17 protein-coding genes are annotated in these 17,783 nt (G+C 71.6%); 10 read left to right on the top strand and 7 right to left on the bottom strand.

What is annotated here, in order from left to right:
• Positions 1-33: 33 nt before the first annotated feature.
• The 4 genes from JIW86_RS09770 (at position 34) to JIW86_RS09755 (ending at position 6,176) form a co-directional block, all read left to right on the top strand.
• The gene (locus tag JIW86_RS09770; protein WP_257553402.1) at positions 34-1,389 is read left to right on the top strand and encodes a 6-phospho-beta-glucosidase; all 1,356 of its coding nucleotides are present in this window, start codon (positions 34-36) and stop codon (positions 1,387-1,389) included.
• A gap of 73 nt (positions 1,390-1,462) precedes the next feature.
• Positions 1,463-3,532: an MDR family MFS transporter gene (locus JIW86_RS09765; protein ID WP_257553401.1), complete on the top strand. Its 2,070-nt coding sequence runs from the start codon at positions 1,463-1,465 to the stop codon at positions 3,530-3,532.
• A 67-nt stretch (positions 3,533-3,599) separates the two neighbouring features.
• Complete coding sequence (locus tag JIW86_RS09760; RefSeq protein WP_257553400.1) at positions 3,600-4,259, top strand: GOLPH3/VPS74 family protein; 660 nt, start codon at positions 3,600-3,602, stop codon at positions 4,257-4,259.
• Positions 4,260-4,511: 252 nt separating this feature from the next.
• A complete protein-coding gene (locus JIW86_RS09755) occupies positions 4,512-6,176 on the top strand; it encodes a hypothetical protein (RefSeq protein ID WP_257553399.1) in 1,665 nt (554 codons plus the stop codon).
• Here JIW86_RS09755 and JIW86_RS09750 read toward each other — a convergent pair.
• The gene (locus JIW86_RS09750; protein WP_257553398.1) at positions 6,164-6,652 is read right to left on the bottom strand and encodes a nucleotide triphosphate diphosphatase NUDT15; all 489 of its coding nucleotides are present in this window, start codon (positions 6,650-6,652) and stop codon (positions 6,164-6,166) included. The two genes, JIW86_RS09755 and JIW86_RS09750, sit on opposite strands and share 13 nt — an antisense overlap.
• Positions 6,649-7,266 carry a helix-turn-helix domain-containing protein gene (locus JIW86_RS09745; RefSeq protein ID WP_257553397.1) on the bottom strand — a complete coding sequence of 206 codons (618 nt, stop codon included), beginning with the start codon at positions 7,264-7,266 and terminating at the stop codon, positions 6,649-6,651. Before JIW86_RS09745 ends, JIW86_RS09750 begins: the two co-directional genes overlap by 4 nt.
• Positions 7,267-7,347: 81 nt before the next feature.
• Here JIW86_RS09745 and JIW86_RS09740 point away from each other — a divergent pair, with 81 nt between their 5' ends.
• Together JIW86_RS09740 and JIW86_RS09735 are read left to right on the top strand one after the other, a co-directional pair.
• Positions 7,348-8,343, top strand: coding sequence for an NAD(P)/FAD-dependent oxidoreductase (locus tag JIW86_RS09740; protein ID WP_257553396.1), 996 nt, complete (start codon positions 7,348-7,350; stop codon positions 8,341-8,343).
• A gap of 142 nt (positions 8,344-8,485) precedes the next feature.
• Positions 8,486-9,868, top strand: coding sequence for an NAD(P)/FAD-dependent oxidoreductase (locus JIW86_RS09735; protein ID WP_257553395.1), 1,383 nt, complete (start codon positions 8,486-8,488; stop codon positions 9,866-9,868).
• A gap of 10 nt (positions 9,869-9,878) precedes the next feature.
• On the opposite strand, the gene JIW86_RS09730 is transcribed toward JIW86_RS09735, so the two are convergent.
• Positions 9,879-10,952, bottom strand: coding sequence for an ATP-dependent DNA ligase (locus JIW86_RS09730; RefSeq protein WP_257553394.1), 1,074 nt, complete (start codon positions 10,950-10,952; stop codon positions 9,879-9,881).
• A gap of 75 nt (positions 10,953-11,027) precedes the next feature.
• Here JIW86_RS09730 and ligD point away from each other — a divergent pair, with 75 nt between their 5' ends.
• Positions 11,028-12,047 (top strand): non-homologous end-joining DNA ligase, encoded by a 1,020-nt coding sequence (ligD, locus tag JIW86_RS09725; RefSeq protein ID WP_257553393.1) that lies wholly within the window; start codon positions 11,028-11,030, stop codon positions 12,045-12,047.
• 25 nt (positions 12,048-12,072) lie between these two features.
• Here ligD and JIW86_RS09720 read toward each other — a convergent pair whose 3' ends face one another.
• A complete protein-coding gene (locus JIW86_RS09720) occupies positions 12,073-12,738 on the bottom strand; it encodes a TetR/AcrR family transcriptional regulator (RefSeq protein WP_257553392.1) in 666 nt (221 codons plus the stop codon).
• Positions 12,739-12,861: 123 nt separating this feature from the next.
• Between JIW86_RS09720 and JIW86_RS09715 the strand changes: the two genes are divergently transcribed.
• Together JIW86_RS09715 and JIW86_RS09710 are read left to right on the top strand one after the other, a co-directional pair.
• Positions 12,862-13,668, top strand: a complete 807-nt coding sequence (locus JIW86_RS09715; RefSeq protein ID WP_257553391.1) for a VOC family protein — start codon at positions 12,862-12,864, stop codon at positions 13,666-13,668.
• Between the two features lie 57 nt (positions 13,669-13,725).
• On the top strand, positions 13,726-13,974 hold the full coding sequence (locus tag JIW86_RS09710; protein ID WP_257553390.1) for a WhiB family transcriptional regulator: 249 nt from the start codon (positions 13,726-13,728) through the stop codon (positions 13,972-13,974).
• A gap of 85 nt (positions 13,975-14,059) precedes the next feature.
• Here JIW86_RS09710 and JIW86_RS09705 read toward each other — a convergent pair whose 3' ends face one another.
• A complete protein-coding gene (locus JIW86_RS09705; protein ID WP_215142113.1) occupies positions 14,060-15,031 on the bottom strand; it encodes an acyl-ACP desaturase in 972 nt (323 codons plus the stop codon).
• 167 nt (positions 15,032-15,198) lie between these two features.
• On the bottom strand, positions 15,199-15,366 hold the full coding sequence (locus JIW86_RS09700; RefSeq protein WP_322975510.1) for a hypothetical protein: 168 nt from the start codon (positions 15,364-15,366) through the stop codon (positions 15,199-15,201).
• 206 nt (positions 15,367-15,572) lie between these two features.
• Here JIW86_RS09700 and JIW86_RS09695 point away from each other — a divergent pair, with 206 nt between their 5' ends.
• A complete protein-coding gene (locus JIW86_RS09695) occupies positions 15,573-16,034 on the top strand; it encodes an ATP-binding protein (RefSeq protein WP_257553388.1) in 462 nt (153 codons plus the stop codon).
• Between the two features lie 19 nt (positions 16,035-16,053).
• Here JIW86_RS09695 and JIW86_RS09690 read toward each other — a convergent pair whose 3' ends face one another.
• Positions 16,054-17,694, bottom strand: a complete 1,641-nt coding sequence (locus tag JIW86_RS09690; RefSeq protein ID WP_257553387.1) for an ABC-F family ATP-binding cassette domain-containing protein — start codon at positions 17,692-17,694, stop codon at positions 16,054-16,056.
• Positions 17,695-17,783 lie beyond the last annotated feature (89 nt).

Genomic DNA, 17,783 nt, shown 5'->3' with positions numbered 1-17,783 from the left:
TGGCACTGGTGTCGGGTGAAGGGCGGTAAGGGCGTGCGGCTGACGATCCTCGGCGGGGGCGGGTTCCGGGTACCACTCGTCTACGGAGCACTCCTCGGCGACCGTGCCGAGGGCCGGGTGACCGAGGTGACCCTGTACGACGAGGACCCCGCGCGGCTCGGCGCCATGGCCCGGGTGCTCGCGGACCAGGCGGCCGCCGCCGACGTGCCCGACGCGCCGGCCGTCACGGCCACCGGGGACCTCGACGAAGCCCTGCGCGGGGCCGATTTCGTGTTCTCCGCCATCCGGGTCGGCGGGCTCGAGGGGCGGGCCGCCGACGAGCGGATCGCCCTGGCCGAGGGGGTGCTGGGTCAGGAGACGGTGGGCGCGGGCGGGATCGCGTACGGGCTGCGGACCGTGCCGGTGGCCCGGGAACTCGCGCGCAGGATCGCCCGCGCCGCCCCGGACGCGTGGGTCATCAACTTCACCAACCCCGCCGGGCTGGTGACCGAGGCGATGGCCGAGGAGCTCGGCGAGCGCGTGATCGGCATCTGCGACTCGCCCGTGGGGCTCGGCCGGCGCATCGCCCGGCTGCTGGGGGCCCGGCCGCAGGAGGCCTGGATCGACTACGTCGGCCTCAACCACCTGGGCTGGGTGCGCGGGCTGCGCGTCGGCGGCCGCGACGAACTGCCCCGGCTGCTGGCCGACACCGAGGCCCTGGAGTCGTTCGAGGAGGGCCGGCTCTTCGGGGCCGAGTGGCTGCGCTCGCTCGGCGCGATCCCGAACGAGTACCTGCACTACTACTACTTCAACCGTGACACCGTACGGGCGTACCAGGAGGCCAAGCAGACGCGCGGGGCCTTCCTGCGCGACCAGCAGCGCGGGTTCTACGCAGAGGCGGGCCGGGCCGGGTTGCCGGCCGGGGCGGCGCTGGCCGCCTGGGACCGGACCCGGGCCGAGCGCGAGGCCACGTACATGGCCGAGAACCGCGAGGCGGCGGGCGTCGGCGAGCGCGACGAGAGCGACCTGGAGTCCGGGGGCTACGAGAAGGTGGCGCTCGCGCTGATGCGGGCCATCGCCCGGGACGAGCGGGCCACGCTGATCCTCAACGTCCGCAACGGTTCGACCTTGTCCGTCCTCGACGCCGAAGCCGTCATCGAGGTGCCCTGCCTGGTCGACGCCAACGGCGCCCACCCGGTGGGCGTCGCCCCGCTGCCGCTGCACGCGGTCGGGCTGGTGACGGCGGTCAAGGCGGTCGAGCGGGAGGTCCTGGCGGCCGCGGCGAGCGGCTCGCGGGCGGCGGCGGTGAAGGCCTTCGCACTGCATCCGCTGGTGGACTCGGTGGGGGTGGCCCGGCGGCTGCTCGAGGGGTACGCGTCGGAGCACCCGGGCCTGGCCTACCTGCGCTGACCTCCGGCGCGCGGTTCCCCCGTACGGCTCAGCGCGGCATGCGGTGCGGCGGGGGCGCTGTGACAGTGCGAGGGTGACCACTGCCCCCGTCGACACCTCTGCCGCACAGCATGCCGCGCCACCGGTGCTCGACCGGCAGCGGCGCAACGTCATCTTCGGCACGATCATGCTGGGCGTGCTGCTCGCGGCACTCGACCAGACGATCGTCGGAACCGCCCTGCCCACGATCGTGGCGGATCTGGGCGGCGGGGACCACATGTCGTGGGTGGTGACCTCCTACCTGCTCGCGGAGACCGTGGCGACGGTGCTGGTGGGCAAGTTCGGTGACCTCTTCGGCCGGAAACTGATCTTCCAGATCTCTGCCATCGTCTTCATCAGCGGCTCCTTCCTGTGCGGCCTGGCCGGCAACATGACGTTCCTGATCGTGTGGCGCGGCGTCCAGGGCATCGGAGCCGGCGGCCTGATGGTCACCGCGATGGCGTTGATCGCCGATGTGGTGCCCCTGCGCGAACGCGGCAAGTACCAGGGCATGATCGGCGCCGTCTTCGGCGTCGCCACCGTGATCGGACCGCTGCTCGGCGGATTCTTCACGGACCAGCTCAGCTGGCGGTGGTGCTTCTACGTCAACGTCCCGATCGCGATCCTCGTCGTCGTCGCGGCCGCCCGGACGATCCCGGCGGTACGGGCCTCGGGCAAGCCGGTCATCGACTACCTGGGCATCGCCCTGGTCGCGATCGGCGCGAGCGCGCTGATCCTGGCCACCAGCTGGGGCGGGAACGAGTACGCCTGGACCTCCCCCGTGATCATCGGCCTGTTCGCGGGCGGCGCGCTCGCGCTGGCCCTGTTCTGCCTGGTCGAGACACGGGCCGCCCAGCCGATGCTGCCGATGCGGCTCTTCCGCAACCCGGTGTTCTCGGTGTGCTCGGTGCTGAGCTTCATCGTCGGGTTCGCGATGCTCGGCGCGCTGACGTTCCTGCCGACCTACCTCCAGTACGTCGACGGGGACTCGGCCACGATCTCGGGCGTCCGGACCCTGCCCATGGTCTTCGGGCTGCTGCTCGCGTCCGTCTTCAGCGGCAACGCCACCAGCCGGACCGGCCAGTACCGGATCTTTCCGATCGTGGGCAACGCGGTCATGGGGGTCGGCCTGTACCTGCTGTCGCGGATGCAGCCGGGGACCAACACGTTGCTGGAGTCGCTGTACATGTTCGTGTTCGGTGCGGGCATCGGCCTGTCCATGCAGGTGCTGACGATCGCCGTGCAGAACACCGTCGACTACGCGGACCTCGGCACGGCCACCTCCGGGGTCACGTTCTTCCGTACGCTCGGCAGCGCCTTCGGGACGGCGGTCTTCGGAACGATCTACGCGAACACCCTGGGGCCCGAACTGGAGGCGGCCGTCGCGGAGGCGGCGCGGCTCACCGGACAGGACCCGGCGCAGCTGGCCGAGGCCGCGTCCAGCCCGCAAGGGGTGCACGGGCTCGATCCCGTGGCCGCGGGCCCGGTCATCGACGCGTACGCCCAGGCCCTGCACACGGTGTTCCTGTGGACCGTGCCGGTGGCGGTCGTCGGCTTCGTCGTCGCGCTCTTCCTCAAGCAGGTGCACCTGCGCGACAGCGCCCGCGCCGGATCGACGGACATGGGGGACGGTTTCGGCTCGCCGGCCACGGCCTCCGGGGATTCGGCCAAGCTGCTGGAGCTGGCCGTCGGCAAACTCGTACGGACCATGGGGCCGGAGACGGCGCGCGCGATCGTCGCGGGCTCGGACACCCGGCTGGACATCGCGGGCGCGTGGGCGGTGATGCACGTGGACCTGATGACCCGGACGGTGGGTCACGCCAGCCTCGGCCTGATCGCCGGGCGCCGTTCCGTGCCGCCGGAGGTACTGCTCCCGGTCTTCGACCGGATGGTGGAGGAGGGCTACCTCAGCCGCGAGGACAGCTTCTTCACGCTCACCCCGGCCGGTCAGCGGGAGGCCGACGTCATCTCGGCGGCGTGGGCCCACTGGCTCGGCGACCAGCTGGAGAAGGACCGCGGCCGCCCGCGGAGCGCCGAGCTCCGGGTGGCGGCGGACGCGATCGCGAAGCGACTGCTGGCGGAGGACCTGCGCGAGGGCAACTTCGCGCCGCGGGCGGTGACGTAGCGGGGAACTTCCGGTGGCCGTCGGGCGTCATTCCCTTCGAGAAGTGCGAGCAACGGGGGTATCGCTCATGGGCATCACGCTGGCGGAGGAGATCATGCTGCTCTCCCTGGACGACGAGTCCGGGGCGACGAGGCAGCGGCAGGCGGTGGGCTGGGCCGTGGCGGGCGGGATCCTGCTCGAACTCGTCCTGGCGGAGCGGGTGTCGGTGAAGGGCAAGTACCTGGAACTGGCGGACGACACGCCCACCGGGGAGGAACTGCTCGACGGCCGGCTCCGGTTGATCGGGACGTGGCTGCGCGGACGCAGCAAGCGCCGGGTGACGGACTGGCTGACGAAGGACCAGGCCAAGGCGGTCGGCGCCGCCGTGGAGCGGCTGCGTGCGCGCGGCATTGTCGTGGTCGAGGAGAGCAAGGTGCTCGGGGTGTTCCCGCGGCGCCGCTACCCCGAGGCTGACGGTGCGGCCGAGCGGGCGCTGCGGGAGCGGCTCGCCGCCGCCGTACTGACGGGCGCTGAACCGGACGAGCGCACGGCGGGTCTCGTCGCCCTGCTGCACGCGGCCAAGCTGCACCGGCTCGCCTTCCCCGACCTGCCTCGCGGGCAAGTCAACCCGCGGATGGCGGAGATAGCCGCCGGCCAGTGGGCGGCCGAGAGCGTGCGCGCCGCCATCCGCGATATGCAGGCGGCGATGGCGGCGGTCACGGTGGTGACGGTCGCCGCGGTGAGCTGAGGTGGTCGGGGTCTCTGGCGCGCCGGGGGCCGGTGCCGCCGTCCCGGTTCCGGGCGGGTTGACGGCTGTTGGATTGGCTGTAGGCCATTGTTGGCCGTCGGATACCTCGTTTGGGTGAAGGTACGGCGTGACAGGGCGCGGAGGTTTGCTGGACTGGTTGCCTGTGGGGGTCGGAATGTCCCGTCTGTGGCGGGTGGAGCGAGGCGGCTTGTGAGACGCGGGGCACGGAGGGGGCGCCCTGAACTGCGGGCGTTGGCTCCTCCGTTCACGATCGCGGCCCCTACTGGTGCGCGTATCCGTGACCGGCTGCGCCTGTATTCGGCGGATGAGAAGGTCCTGACGCTCCTGGGTGAGCACCTCGGTCATCACGCCCGTGTCGATCTGGCGGAGCGTGTCCGTATTGGCAGGGTGGCGGTCAAGGACAATCGGCGGGCGGAGCGTAAGCGGGCGCTGACGAAGGTGTCGTCGTCTCGGTGGGCGGGTGCGATCACCCGGGCCAGCGAGGACCAGTTCCAGCTCAGCCTGCGATGCCTGTTCGATGAGCGGGCGTCCCTACACCGGGCCATCGCGAAGATCGGTAAGCGGGTGGCGGTGCCGTGCGGGCAACGCGTGGGCGGTGTCCGTGGATACTCGGTCCAGGCCGAGCGCGCGCAGAAGCAGTACCGGTTACGGTTACTCACGGCCCGATTGGCCGAGGTAGAGGCGCGCATCCAGGCCGGGCATCCGGCGATTGTTGTCGGTGGCCGTCGGCTGGTGAAGAACCGGCACAGCCTCGCTGACGCCGGGCTTGGCGAACGCGAGTGGCGGGAGCGGTGGGATGCGGCCCGTCTGTTCCTGACCGCGGACGGCGAGTCGGGGGCGCCGTACGGCAACTACACGATCAGCGTGGACCCGGCCGACGGCACGGTCACGATCGTCCTGCCGGAACCGCTCAGGCACCTCGCGAACGCACCGCGCGGCCGCTACCGGCTCGCCTGCACGGTCATGTTCAACCATCGCGGGGAGGAGTGGGTGGACCGGGTCACCGCCAACCAGGCCGTCCGCTACGACATCACCCACGACCCCGTGCGCGGCCGCTGGTACCTCGACGCCTCCTGGTCCACCCCGAAGACAGTGCGGCCCACCCCGGACGAGCTCACCGCCGGCGGCGCCCGGCTGCTCGCCGTGGACCTCAACGTCGGCCACCTCGCCGCCTGCGTCGTGGACCCACACGGCAATCCGGTCGGTGAACCGTTCACGGTGTTCACCAGCCTGACCGGACCCGCATCTCAGCGCGACGGTCGCCTGCGTGCCGCGATCACCGAACTGACCGACCTCGCCAAGACACACGGATGCGCCGGTCTCGCCATCGAGAACCTCGGTTTCGACGACGCCCGCGCCATCGGCCGGGAAACCATGGGACGTGGCAAACGCGGCAAGACGTTTCGCCGCACCGTCGCAGGCATGCCCACCGCGCGCTTCCGGGAACGCCTGCGCGGGATGGCCCATCATGCCGGGCTCGTCGTTGTCGCGGTCGATCCTGCCTACACCTCACGCTGGGGCGGGCAGCACTGGCAGGCCCCACTCCAGCAACAATCCAAGACCACCGTCACCGGGCACCATGCCGCCTCGGTGGCGATCGGCAGGCGGGCCCTCGGCTACGGGATACGGCGTCGGCCAGGTGTGACCGCACACGACCAGAGGATCGTGATGCGGAGAGCTACCGGCCAGACCGTCCCCCGCCCCAGGGCACGCGGGACCACAAGCCCGCCAAGGACCACAGGCACACCCCACCAGGGTGACAGGACCTGCCGGGACCGAAGCGATCAGCTTGCGCTGTTCCCTGTCTCCAAGACCGTTCGGGAGACACCCGGTGCCAGACGTCCCGCGTCTGGCCCGGTTCATGGCGATTCGGCCAACACCGGTCAACTCGCATAGCAACGGTAGTCGTACGAGGGCACGTGCGGCAGTGTCGTGAGGTCCGGGCGCCAGGTGCGCAGTACCGCCGCGGACGGGGCGTAGAGGGCCTCGGGGATGTCGGCCGGGGCGAACCACTGCCAGCGCGTGATCTTGTGCGGCTCGGTGACGGCGGGGACCCCGTGGGCCGTGCTGGTCACGGCGGCCGCCGTCAGCCGGGTCAGGCCCGACTTCGCGTCTATCTGCACGGCGAGCACGCGGATCTCCTCGGGGTCCGCCCGCAGATCCGTTTCCTCGGCGAGTTCCCGGGCGGCGGCCTGTTCGAAGCCCTCCCCGGGGTCGACCTTGCCGCCGGGCAGCTCCCAGCGGCCGTCGTGCGCCTGGCCGAGCAGGACCCGGCCGTCAGGGCCGACCACGACCAGGCCGACGCCGACTACGGCGTTGGGCTGCGGGACGGCCCGCTCGGGGCGTTCGGGGCGCTCGTCGGTGGTGCTCATGGACGTCCTTCCGGTGAGGTGGTGGGCCGGGCGCGGACGTGGATCCGCTCGCCCTGCGGTCCGAAGAGGCTGAGGCACTCCGCCGCCTGCGGACCCGCGTTGAAGAAGGCGTGCGGAGTGCGCGTGTCGAACTCGGCGACCTCCCCGGCGCCGAGGACGAGGTCGTGCTCGCCCAGCAGCAGCCGGATGCGCCCGGACAGCACGTACAGCCACTCGTAACCCTCGTGGACGCGCAGTTCCGGCAGGGGCTGGATGCCTTCGACGGCCGGGAAGATCTGCTTGAAGGCGTGCACCCCGCCGAAGTGGCGCGTCAGCGGCACGATGGTGCTGCCGCCTCGGACGATGGGGCGCGGGCGGATCCGCGGATCCCCGGTCTCCGGCGCGCCGACCAGCTCGTCGAGCGCCACCCGGTGCGCCTTGGCCAGCGGGAGCAGCAGCTCCAGCGTGGGCCTGCGCTGTCCGGATTCGAGCCGGGACAGGGTGGAGAGCGAGATTCCGGTGGCCTCGCTGAGCTGGGCCAGCGTAGTGCCGCGCTCCTGGCGCAGGGCGCGCAGCCGCGGGCCGACGGCGGTCAGCACGCCGGCGAGTTCCTCGTCCTGCTTCTCGGTGGCCATGGCTCCTATTTGCCGCTTCGGCAACAACATTTGTCAAGTTCGGGCCGGCGGGAAGATTCTCACCGTATGGATACCGACCGTATGGATACCGACAGGGACGAAGACGCGATGACGGAACGGTTCGACGTGGTGGTCGTCGGCGGGGGAGCCGCCGGGCTCGCCGGGGCGCTGACCCTGGTCCGCGCCCGCCGCTCGGTGCTGGTGATCGACTCCGGCAGCCCCCGCAACGCCCCCGCCGCGCACGTGCACGCGTACCTCGGCCACGACGGGCAGAGCCCGGCCGACCTGCTGGCCAAGGGGCGGGCGGAGGTCACCGGCTACGGCGGGCGGATCCGGCCGGGCACGGTCGTCGCCGCGGACCGGCTGCCCGACGGGGGCTTCCTCGTCCGCTGCGGCGACGGATCGACCGTCCGGGCGGGGCGGCTGCTGGTCACCACCGGCCTGGTGGACGAGCTCCCTGCCGTGCCGGGGCTGCGGGCGCGCTGGGGGCGGGACGTGCTGCACTGCCCGTACTGCCACGGCTGGGAGGTCCGGGACGAGCCGGTCGCGGTGCTGGCCGACGGCCCCCTCGCCGTGTTCCAGGCCGGGCTGTGGCGGCAGTGGAGTGCGCGGACCACCCTGCTCGCCCACACCTGGCGGCTCACCGCCGAGGACCGGGAGCTGCTGGCCGCCCGGGGCGTCGATGTCGTCGAGGGCGAGGTGACCGGGCTCCTCGTCGACGAGGACCGGCTGACCGGGGTGAGCCTGGCCGGCGGGGGCGCGGCCCGGTGCGGGGCGCTCGTGGTCGCGCCCCGGTTCACCGCCCGCTCCGGCGTCCTGACCGGGCTGGGCCTGCCGACGGCCGCCCTGGAGCGGGACGGCCACGTCATCGGCACCTGCGTCGAGTCCGACCCCGTGACCGGGGCCACCGCGCACCCGGGTGTCTGGGCGGCGGGCAACGTGACCTCCCCGATGGAGCAGGTCGCGGGCGCGGCCGCCCAGGGGGTGCGCGCGGCCGTCGCGATCAACACCGAGCTGATCGAGGCGGAGACCCGGCGTGCGGTGGAGGCGTACCGCGCGGCGGCGGGTGCGCGGTAGGCGGGCGCAGGCCGGAGTCGGGGCCGAGCGGGCCTGCGTACGACCGCCGTCTCGGACAATCGTGCGGGTTTCGGCCGCCTCTCGATCGCGCAGGCTCTGGGCGGTGTGATCGTCGTACGGTTCATCGGCTCAGGGGGGCGCAATGGCACATCTACTCGTCATCGGCGGAGGTGTCGGAGGGCTGGCCACCGCCCTGCTCGCGGCACGGCAGGGCCACACGGCGGAACTGTTCGAGCGCGACACGCGCGCCCCGGGAACCGCGCTCGACCGCGACTTCTTCGGCTGGCGGCGCCCGGCCGTGCCGCAGGCGAGTCAGCCGCACGCGCTGCTGGGTGCCGCGCGCAACGTCCTGCGCGAGGAACTGCCCGACGTCCATGCGGAGATGCTCAGGCTCGGAGCGCGCGAGCGGCACGAGCTGGACTGGTTCGACGTACGGCCGCCCGCGCGCCCCGGCGACGACGACCTCGTCATGCTCCAGGCCCGTCGCATCGTCCTGGAGAGCGCGCTGGCCACCGCCCTGCGCGCCGAACCGGGTGTCGTCTCGCGGTACGGGGAACCGGTCACCGGGCTGCTCACGGCCCCCGGGGACCGGGTGACGGGAGTGACCACGGAGGTCGGTGGCTACCCGGGGGACCTCGTCGTCGACGCGGGCGGCAGGCGCGGCGGCGTCGAGCGCTGGCTCACCGCGGCGGGCTGCCGTCCGCCGGTCGTGGAGCGGCACCGCACGGGGCTCGCGTACTTCTGCCGCTGGTACCGGCTGCCCGAGGGGATGGACGAGGGGCCGCGCCGCCCCTGGGCGGTGACGGGCGGCGCCTTCGCGGGGTGCGCGGTCTTCCCCGCCGACAACCGGGTCTTCGCCGTGACGCTGTTCGTGCACACCACGGACACCACGCGCTCGGCGCTGCGCGACCCCGCCGTGTTCGAGGGCGCGGCCCGTTCCTTCCCGCCCGGCGCGGCCTGGCTGGCACTGGGCGCCGAACCGCTGTCGGAGGTGTTGGCCACCGCGAGCCTGGACAACCGGTGGAGCGCGCTGGTCGACGAGCGGGGGCCGGTGGTGACCGGGCTGGTGCCGGTCGGGGACGCGATCACGCACACCAACCCGACCCTCGGGCAGGGCACCTCGCTCGCTCTGTGGGCTGCCCGCAGGGTGGCCCGTACGGCGCATCAGGACCCGGAATCGGAGCGGTTCGCCGCCGACCACCATGCCTGGGCGGTGCGCACCCTGAAGCCGTGGTTCGACTTCCAGGTCGTCGCCGACGCCGCCATCGGGGAGCGGTTCGCGACCCGGGCCGGGCGTACGGGGACGGCCCGCGAGGTGGCGGCACTGTTCGATTGCGCGCTGGAGGATCCGGAGGTGATGCGGGCGCGGGCCAGGGTCCGGCACCTGGCGGATCCCCCGGAGCGGGCGTACGCGGATCCGGAGATCCGGGCCCGGGTGGCGCGCTGGCTGGCCGCGCGGCCGGACTACGAGCCGAACGCGGTGGGACCGGACCGGGCGGAGTGGGAGAAGCTGACGGCAGGGTGAGCCCGGGCGTTCAGCCGGTCGGGGCAGGGCCGAGCACCTCGGCGAGGTCGTATCCGACGACCTCCTCCAACTGGGTGTAGGTGCAGCTCTCCGGCGCCCGGTCGGGCCGCCAGCGGCGGAACTGGGCGGTGTGCCGGAACCGGTCGCCCTCCATGTGGTCGTACTTCACCTCGAGGACCCGCTCGGGGCGCAGCGGCACCCAGGACAGGTCCTTCTTCCCCGTCCAGCGGCTCTGCGCGCCGGGCAGCCGGGCGCTCTCGTGGGCGGACTCGTCGGCCCAGGCGGCCCACGGATGGCCCTCGGGGTCCGGCATGCGCAGCGGTTCGAGCTCCTCGACCAGCTCGGCGCGGCGTTTCATCGGGAACGCCGCGCACACGCCGACGTGCTGGAGGGCGCCGTGGCCGTCGTACAGCCCGAGCAGCAGCGATCCGACAATCGGACCGCTCTTGTGGAAACGGAAACCCGCGAGGACGACGTCCGCCGTACGCTCGTGCTTGATCTTGAACATGAGGCGGGCATCGGGCCGGTAGGGGAGGTCGAGGGGTTTGGCGATCACCCCGTCGAGCCCGGCGCCCTCGAACCGCTCGAACCACTCCTGCGCGAGCGCGGGATCGGTGGTCGCGGGCGCGAGGTGAACGGGGGGCCGAGCGGTGGAGAGGGACCGGGCGAGGGCGCTGCGGCGCTCGGTGAGCGGGGTGTCGAGGAGCGCCTCGTCGCCGAGCGCGAGCAGGTCGAAGGCGACGAAGCTGGCGGGGGTCGTCTCGGCGAGCATTTTCACGCGCGACGCGGCGGGGTGGATGCGCTCGGTCAGCCGGTCGAAGTCGAGACGCCCGCCGTTGACGATCACGACCTCGCCGTCGACGACGCAGCGGTCGGGCAGGTTCTCCTTGAGGGCCGCCACCAGTTCGGGAAAGTACCGGGTCAGGCTCTTGCCCGTCCGGCTGCCGATCTCGATCTCGTCTCCGTCGCGGTGCACGACGGCCCGGAAACCGTCCCACTTGGCCTCGTACTGCATCCCGGGCGGGATCTTCGCCACGGACTTGGCGAGCATCGGTTTCACGGGCGGCATCACCGGCAGATCCATGTCTTCGATTCTGCGGTGGTACGTCCGAGCCCGCCCGGTGTGCGCACCCGGCCGGACCCGCCTACCGTGGCGCACATGGGTGCTGCCGGCAATGCCATCGAGCTGGACGCGGGCGGGCGGACGGTACGGCTGTCCAGCCCGGACAAGGTGTACTTCCCCGAGCGCGGACTCACCAAGCGGGACGTGGCCGAGTACTACCTCGCGGTCGCGGACGGCATCACGCGCGCCCTGCGCAACCGGCCGACGACCCTGGAACGGTTCCCGGACGGGGTGGAGGGCGAGTCCTTCTTCCAGAAGCGGGCGCCGAAGAACCTTCCCGACTGGATCCCGACCGCCCACATCGCTTTCCCGAGCGGACGCAGCGCCGACGAGATCTGCCCGACCGAGCCGGCGGCCGTCCTGTGGGCCGCAAACCTGGGCTGCCTCACCTTCCACCCGTGGCCGGTGCGGCGCGAGGACACCGACCGGCCGGACGAGCTGCGGATCGACCTGGACCCGCAGCCGGGCACCGACTACCACCACGCGGTGGCAGCAGCACACGAACTGCGCGCTCTGCTGGAGGAGTTGGGGCTGCGGGGCTGGCCCAAGACCTCGGGCGGCCGCGGCCTGCACGTCTTCGTTCCGATCGAGCCGCGCTGGACCTTCACCGAGGTCCGCAGGTGCGCCATCGCCCTCGGCCGGGAACTGGAACGCCGTATGCCGGGCAAGGTCACGACGGCCTGGTGGAAGGAGGAGCGCGGCGAGCGGATCTTCGTCGACTACAACCAGACGGCGCGCGACCGCACGATCGCCTCCGCCTACTCCGTCCGCCCCCGCCCGCACGCCCCGGTGTCGGCGCCGCTGCGCTGGGACGAGGTGGACGACGCCGAGCCGCGCGACTTCGACATCGTGACGATGCCGGCCCGCTTCGCCGAACTGGGCGACCTCCACGCGGACATGGACGACCACGCCTTCACCCTGGACGCCGTACTCGAACTCGCCGCCCGCGACGAACACGAACACGGCCTGGGCGACATGCCCTACCCTCCGGACTACCCGAAGATGCCGGGCGAACCCAAGCGCGTCCAGCCGAGCCGGGCAAAGCACGAGGGCTGACCCGCCGGGCGCCGCTTCCGCCGTGTCATCGGCGGTCACCCGCTGACGCGGGCGGCCGTTGCGGGAGTTCCTCCGGCATGGCCGCCACCGCCCGCAGCCGGTCGAGGATGCCTCTTCCGGCCCTCTCGTATGCCATCGGGTCGTCGTGCAGGACGGAATGCGCGTTGGCCAGTTCCATCAGGGCGATCACCTCGAAGGCGAGCTGCGGCACGTCCGCCGCGTCGACCCCGTCCCTGAGCCCGCCCGTCAGCCGCGCCTCGTCCAGCACCCGCTCGATGTAACGCGTCCAGTCGGAGCGGACCTTGACGATCTCGTCGCGTACGGGGCCGGGGCGCGCGTCGAACTCCGCGGAGACCGCGCAGAAGAAGCAGCCGCCGGGGAAGACGCGGCGTGCGGAGTAGCCGAGCCAGCGCTCGCACACCCGCCACACCTTGGCGACGCCCGCGGGGTCGTGGCGTACGGGCCGCACGACCTCCTCGACGAACACGTCCACGGCGGCGCGGACGGTGGCGAGCTGGAGGTCCTCCTTGGAGCCGAAGAGGGCGAACACACCGCTCTTGCTCAGGCCGAGATCCGCGGCGATCTTCCCCATGGACAGGCCTTCAAGGCCGTCCACGGAGGCGATGGCCACGGTCCGGTCGAGAACGGTTCGCCGCGTCCGGTTGCCGCGTTCCACGCGTCCGTCTGCCATCTCGCCATCTTATCGAACGCACGGACGTTCACTTTGTGGAGCGGGCCCGGGGCCGCTGTCAGTGGCGGGTGCCATGCTCGAAGAGGGACGGGACACGACAGGACAGCGGAAGGGGCGCGGACCATGCTCACCACGGACTACAAGAACGGCTCCCCGAACTGGGTGGACCTCGGTACCCCGGACATCGGCGCGGCCGCCGGGTTCTACGAAGGACTGTTCGGCTGGGACTTCCGGGCGGGCGGCGAGGAGGCCGGTGGATACGGGATGTTCCACCTCGGCGACAAGACGGTCGCGGGCGGAATGACCGTCCCGGCGGCCCAGGGTCCGGCTGCCTGGCAGATGTACTTCCAGACGGCCGACGCGGATGCGACGGCGTCGGCCGTGGCCGAGGCGGGAGGCACGGTGATGTTCGAGCCGATGGACGTCATGGACTCCGGCCGGATGGCGATGTTCACCGATCCGGAGGGCGTGGGCTTCGGGGTGTGGCAGCCGAGGAAGAACAGGGGCCTGGGCGCGGTGACGGAGGTCGGCTCCCTGTGCTGGACCGAGCTGTACACCGGAGACCTGGACGCGGCGGCCGAGTTCTACCACGCGGTGCTCGGCTGGCAGATCGGCGGCGTGCCGTTCGAGGGCGGCACGTACACGACGGTCAGACCGGCCGGCACGACGGACGAGGCGGCCGCGGGCGGGCTGGTCCCCCTCTCCACGGACCCCGTGGAGGACGCAGAGCGGCCTTACTGGACCCCGTACTTCGAGGTCGCCGACTGCGACGCGACAGCGGCGAAGGCGGAGGAGACGGGCGGCAAGGTCCGGCTGACACCGATCACCCTGGAGGGAGTCGGCCGCCTGGCCAAGCTGGCGGATCCCTTCGGTGCGCGGTTCGCGGTCATAGCCAGCGTGCCGGCGCCCCCGCCGGGCGGAGCTGCGTGACGTGGTGTTGATCGCGCGTTGATAGGACGTCCATCGAGGGCGGCCAGTATCACCGGCATGTCGATGAACACCACCACCGCCAGCACCGCCACCGCTTGGTACGACCTCGCCCTGTGCGCCCAGACGGGCCCGGGCTTCTTCTTCCCGGAGCCGGGCTCGTCGCTGCGCGACGCGAAGCGGCTGTGCGGGGCGTGCGAGGGGCGGGCGGCGTGCCTGGAGTACGCCCTGGCCAATGACGAGCGCTTCGGCGTCTGGGGCGGCCTCTCGGAATCCGAGCGCCTCGCCCTGCGCCCCCGCCGCCCCTGATCAGGGTCCGGGGACGCGAAAACCCTGGCAGAGCGCTGCTCTGCCAGGGCAATCGGCCGCACTCGGGCGAGTGAGGGGAAAGCGGTCAGGCCTTGCGGGCCGCGATGCGGGCGGCGCGGGCGGCCAGGCGCTCGTCGAACTTGCGGGCCTCAGCGTCCAGGCCGTTCATGAAGAGGCCGAGCTCCTCCTGAGCCTTCTGGCCGTCGGGGCCCAGGCCGTCGATGTCCATGATCTTCAGGAAACGGATCACGGGGCTCAGTACGTCGTCGTGGTGGATCCGCAGGTTGTAGACCCCGCCGATCGCCATCTGCGCGGCCATCCGCTCGAAGCCGGGCATGCCGTGTCCGGGCATCCGGAAGTTGACCACGACGTCCCGTACGGCCTGCATCGTCAGGTCCGGGGCGAGCTCGAAGGCCGCGCCCAGCAGGTTGCGGTAGAAGACCATGTGCAGGTTCTCGTCCTGCGCGATGCGCGCCAGCATCCGGTCGCACACGGGGTCACCGGACTGGTGGCCGGTGTTGCGGTGCGAGATGCGGGTGGCGAGCTCCTGGAAGGCGACGTACGCCACCGAGTGCAGCATGGAGTGGCGGTTGTCGGACTCGAACCCCTCCGACATGTGCTGCATCCGGAACGCTTCCAGCTTGTCCGGGTCCACGGCGCGCGAGGCCAGCAGGTAGTCGCGCATCACGATGCCGTGGCGGCCCTCCTCGGCCGTCCAGCGGTGCACCCAGGTGCCCCAGGCGCCGTTGCGGCCGAAGAGCGAGGCGATCTCGTGGTGGTAGCTGGGGAGGTTGTCCTCGGTCAGCAGGTTCACGACCAGCGCGATCTTGCCGATATCGGTGACCTTGGACTGCTCCGGGTCCCAGGCCTCGCCGTCCTCGAAGAAGCCCGGGAAGTTCCGGCCGTCGCTCCACGGGACGTACTCGTGGGGCATCCAGTCCTTGGTGACCTTCAGATGGCGGTTGAGCTCCTTTTCGACCACCTCTTCCAGCGCGAACAGCAACTTGGCGTCGGTCCACGCCTCCGAGCTGCCGAGGTGGGGAGAGGTGATCGTCACGGGTACTCCTGGGTGCAAAGCGAATTACCTACGGTTCCGTAGCCTACGGAGTCGTAGGTTAAGCGCGACATCAAGACCCAGCCAAGCCCCAGGGAAGGCTATGACCGGTTACATCCGGTTATCTATGCAGTTTGAGGGGGTCCTGAGAGGGAAGCTGCGAGCCAAAGTCACGCCACAAGGTGGTCCGCCGCTCCCGCCTTGACGGCCGAGATCAGTGCCCGGAGGGCTTGGATCGAGTCGCTGACGTACGCCGCGGACTCCGTCGTGCCGATGTAGGCCTTCCCGTCGGCGTCGAGACCGAAGCGGAAGCAGTTCGCCCCCTCGCTGTCGTGCACCGGGCGCACATGCCTGTACCCATCCTGAAATGCCATGAGAAATCATGATGTGTTCGTACAAGTGGTAGCACTGTGCACCGGGTTGGGCTACGGTCGGTAGTGCAAGTCTCACACGGGGCGACCTCGTGTCCCCGTTTGACCACTCCAGGACCACCCCGGTCTTTGATCACACGGCTGTCGACCCCACCCATATTTGGAGCAGCACGATGACGGGCACCCTGCGTGGCCTGCGGCCGGTCCGCGAACCCGGGCGAATACCGTCCGAGGCGGAGAGGCTGGACTACTCGATAGGCCTGCCGGGTGGCGCCTACTGCGCGGGGAGCGCCCGCTCCCTGGTCCGGTCCCTGCTCACCCGGCATGGCCTGGCCGACCTGTGTGACACGTCGGCGCTCGCCGCCTCCGAACTCGTCGCGTGCGCACACCGGTTCACGCCCGACAAGCAGTTGCTGCTGGGGCTCCGCTGGCAGTTCGACGCGCTGCGGATCGTCGTCTACGACCAGCACCCCGCGCACTCCTCGCCCGAGGCGAGCGAGGAGTGCCGGCGAAGGCGCAGCCGCGGGATGTGGCTGCTGGCCTCTGCCGTCGAGGCCTGCGGCGGGGACTGGGGGCTGACCCCCGTCCTCACCTCCATGGGAGGCACCAAGTCCTGGGTCTTGCTTCCCCGTTAGCGCAGAACGCGCCGCCCGGTCAGTCGTGCCACAGGGTCTCCCGGACCTCCTCGGCCGTGGTCGGCCGCAGCTCGCCGTCCAGCAGCAGCCACCGCGTGATGCCGATCGACTCCAGGAACGGCACGTCATGGCTTGCCACCACGAGCGCCCCCTCGTACGACTCCAGCGCGCCAGTCAACTGCCGCACGCTCGCCAGGTCCAGATTGTTCGTCGGCTCGTCCAGCATCAGCAGCTGCGGAGCCGGCTCGGCCAGCAGCAGCGCCGCCAGCGCCGCGCGGAAGCGCTCGCCGCCGGACAGGGTGCCCGCCGGCCGGTCCGCCCGGGCGCCCCGGAACAGGAAGTGCGCCAGCCGCGCCCGGATCAGGTTGTTCGTGGCCTGCGGGGCGAACCGTGCCACGTTCTCCACCACCGACCGGCCGTCGTCGAGCACGTCCAGCCGCTGGGGCAGGAACCGGGTGGTCACATGGGTGACCGCCGCACCGGACTCCGGCGCGAGCAGCCCCGCGATCGTGCGCAGCAGCGTGGTCTTGCCCGAGCCGTTGCGGCCCACCAGCGCGATCCGTTCCGGACCGCGCAGCTCCCACTCGCCCCGTACGGACGCCCCGTGGGCCAGTCGCAGATCGCTCAGGGTCAGGACGCGCCGGCCCGGCGGGACCTGGGTGGCGGGCAGTTCGATTCGGATCGCGTCGTCGTCGCGGACCGCCTCCACCGCGTGGTCCAGCCGTTCCTTCGCCTGGGCCAGCTTCTCGGTGTGCATGATGCGGTGCTTGCCGGCCGACTCCTGCGCGGCCCGCTTGCGTGCACCCATCACGATCTTCGGCTCGCGCTTGGTGTCGTTCATCTTCTGGCCGTACCGCTTGCGCCGGGCCAGTTTGACCTGGGCGTCGGCCAGTTCGCGCTTCTGCCGCTGTACGTCGGCCTCCGCGACGCGGACCATCCGCTCGGCCGCCTCCTGCTCGGCGGCGAGCATCTCCTCGTAGTCCGTGAAGTTCCCGCCGTACCAGCGGACTTCGCCGTCGCGCAGGTCGGCGATCTGGTCGACCCGCTCCAGCAGCTCCCGGTCGTGGCTGACCAGCATCATCACGCCGGTCCAGGACTCGACCGCCTCGTACAGGCGGCCACGGGCCCGCAGGTCCAGGTTGTTGGTGGGCTCGTCCAGCAGCAGGACGTCGGGCCGCGCCAGCAGCAGGGCGGCCAGCCGCAGCAGTACGCACTCGCCGCCGGAGAGTTCGCCGACGGTCCGGTCCAGGCCGATCCGGGCGAGCCCGAGCTGGTCGAGCGTGGCCAGGGCCCGCTCCTCCACGTCCCAGTCGTCGCCCACGGCGGTGAAGTTCGCCTCGGTGGCTTCGCCCGCCTCGATGGCGTGCAGGGCGGCCCGGGCGGTCCGGATGCCGAGTGCTTCGTCCACGCGCAGGGCGGTGTCGAGGGTGATGTTCTGAGGGAGGTGGCCGACGCGGCCGGCGACCGACAACTGGCCATCGGATGGGGCCAGTTCACCTGCGATGAGCTTCAGCAGGGTGGACTTCCCGCAGCCGTTGAGCCCGATCAGGCCGGTGCGGCCGGGGCCGACGGCGAGCTGGAACCCGTCGAACACGGGCGTGCCGTCGGGCCAGTCGAAGGACAGTGCGGAGCAGGTGACGAAAGAAGGGGCATGGCTCATGGAGGCCTCCAGGTTGCGTGAGTGGTGCGTGCAACGCGGGGAGACAGCCGACGGTGAGGTGCGGTGCTGTGTCGGTGTCTCGAACCTCA

Source organism: Streptomyces sp. NBC_00162, assembly GCF_024611995.1.
GTDB lineage: Bacteria > Actinomycetota > Actinomycetes > Streptomycetales > Streptomycetaceae > Streptomyces.
Note: the sequence above shows the minus strand (reverse complement) of the source record. Positions and strands in the feature narration are given on the sequence as shown.

Excerpts from the sequence above, each read along its gene's own strand:
- JIW86_RS09690 (WP_257553387.1), bottom strand. The coding sequence starts at position 17,694 with ATGAGCCATGCCCCTTCTTTCGTCACCTGCTCCGCACTGTCCTTCGAC.
- JIW86_RS09750 (WP_257553398.1), bottom strand. The coding sequence starts at position 6,652 with ATGAGCACCACCGACGAGCGCCCCGAACGCCCCGAGCGGGCCGTCCCG.
- JIW86_RS09745 (WP_257553397.1), bottom strand. The coding sequence starts at position 7,266 with ATGGCCACCGAGAAGCAGGACGAGGAACTCGCCGGCGTGCTGACCGCC.
- JIW86_RS09710 (WP_257553390.1), top strand. The coding sequence starts at position 13,726 with ATGTCGATGAACACCACCACCGCCAGCACCGCCACCGCTTGGTACGAC.
- JIW86_RS09720 (WP_257553392.1), bottom strand. The coding sequence starts at position 12,738 with ATGGCAGACGGACGCGTGGAACGCGGCAACCGGACGCGGCGAACCGTT.
- JIW86_RS09740 (WP_257553396.1), top strand. The coding sequence starts at position 7,348 with ATGGATACCGACAGGGACGAAGACGCGATGACGGAACGGTTCGACGTG.
- ligD (WP_257553393.1), top strand. The coding sequence starts at position 11,028 with ATGGGTGCTGCCGGCAATGCCATCGAGCTGGACGCGGGCGGGCGGACG.
- JIW86_RS09735 (WP_257553395.1), top strand. The coding sequence starts at position 8,486 with ATGGCACATCTACTCGTCATCGGCGGAGGTGTCGGAGGGCTGGCCACC.
- JIW86_RS09730 (WP_257553394.1), bottom strand. The coding sequence starts at position 10,952 with ATGGATCTGCCGGTGATGCCGCCCGTGAAACCGATGCTCGCCAAGTCC.
- JIW86_RS09760 (WP_257553400.1), top strand. The coding sequence starts at position 3,600 with ATGGGCATCACGCTGGCGGAGGAGATCATGCTGCTCTCCCTGGACGAC.
- JIW86_RS09715 (WP_257553391.1), top strand. The coding sequence starts at position 12,862 with ATGCTCACCACGGACTACAAGAACGGCTCCCCGAACTGGGTGGACCTC.
- JIW86_RS09695 (WP_257553388.1), top strand. The coding sequence starts at position 15,573 with ATGACGGGCACCCTGCGTGGCCTGCGGCCGGTCCGCGAACCCGGGCGA.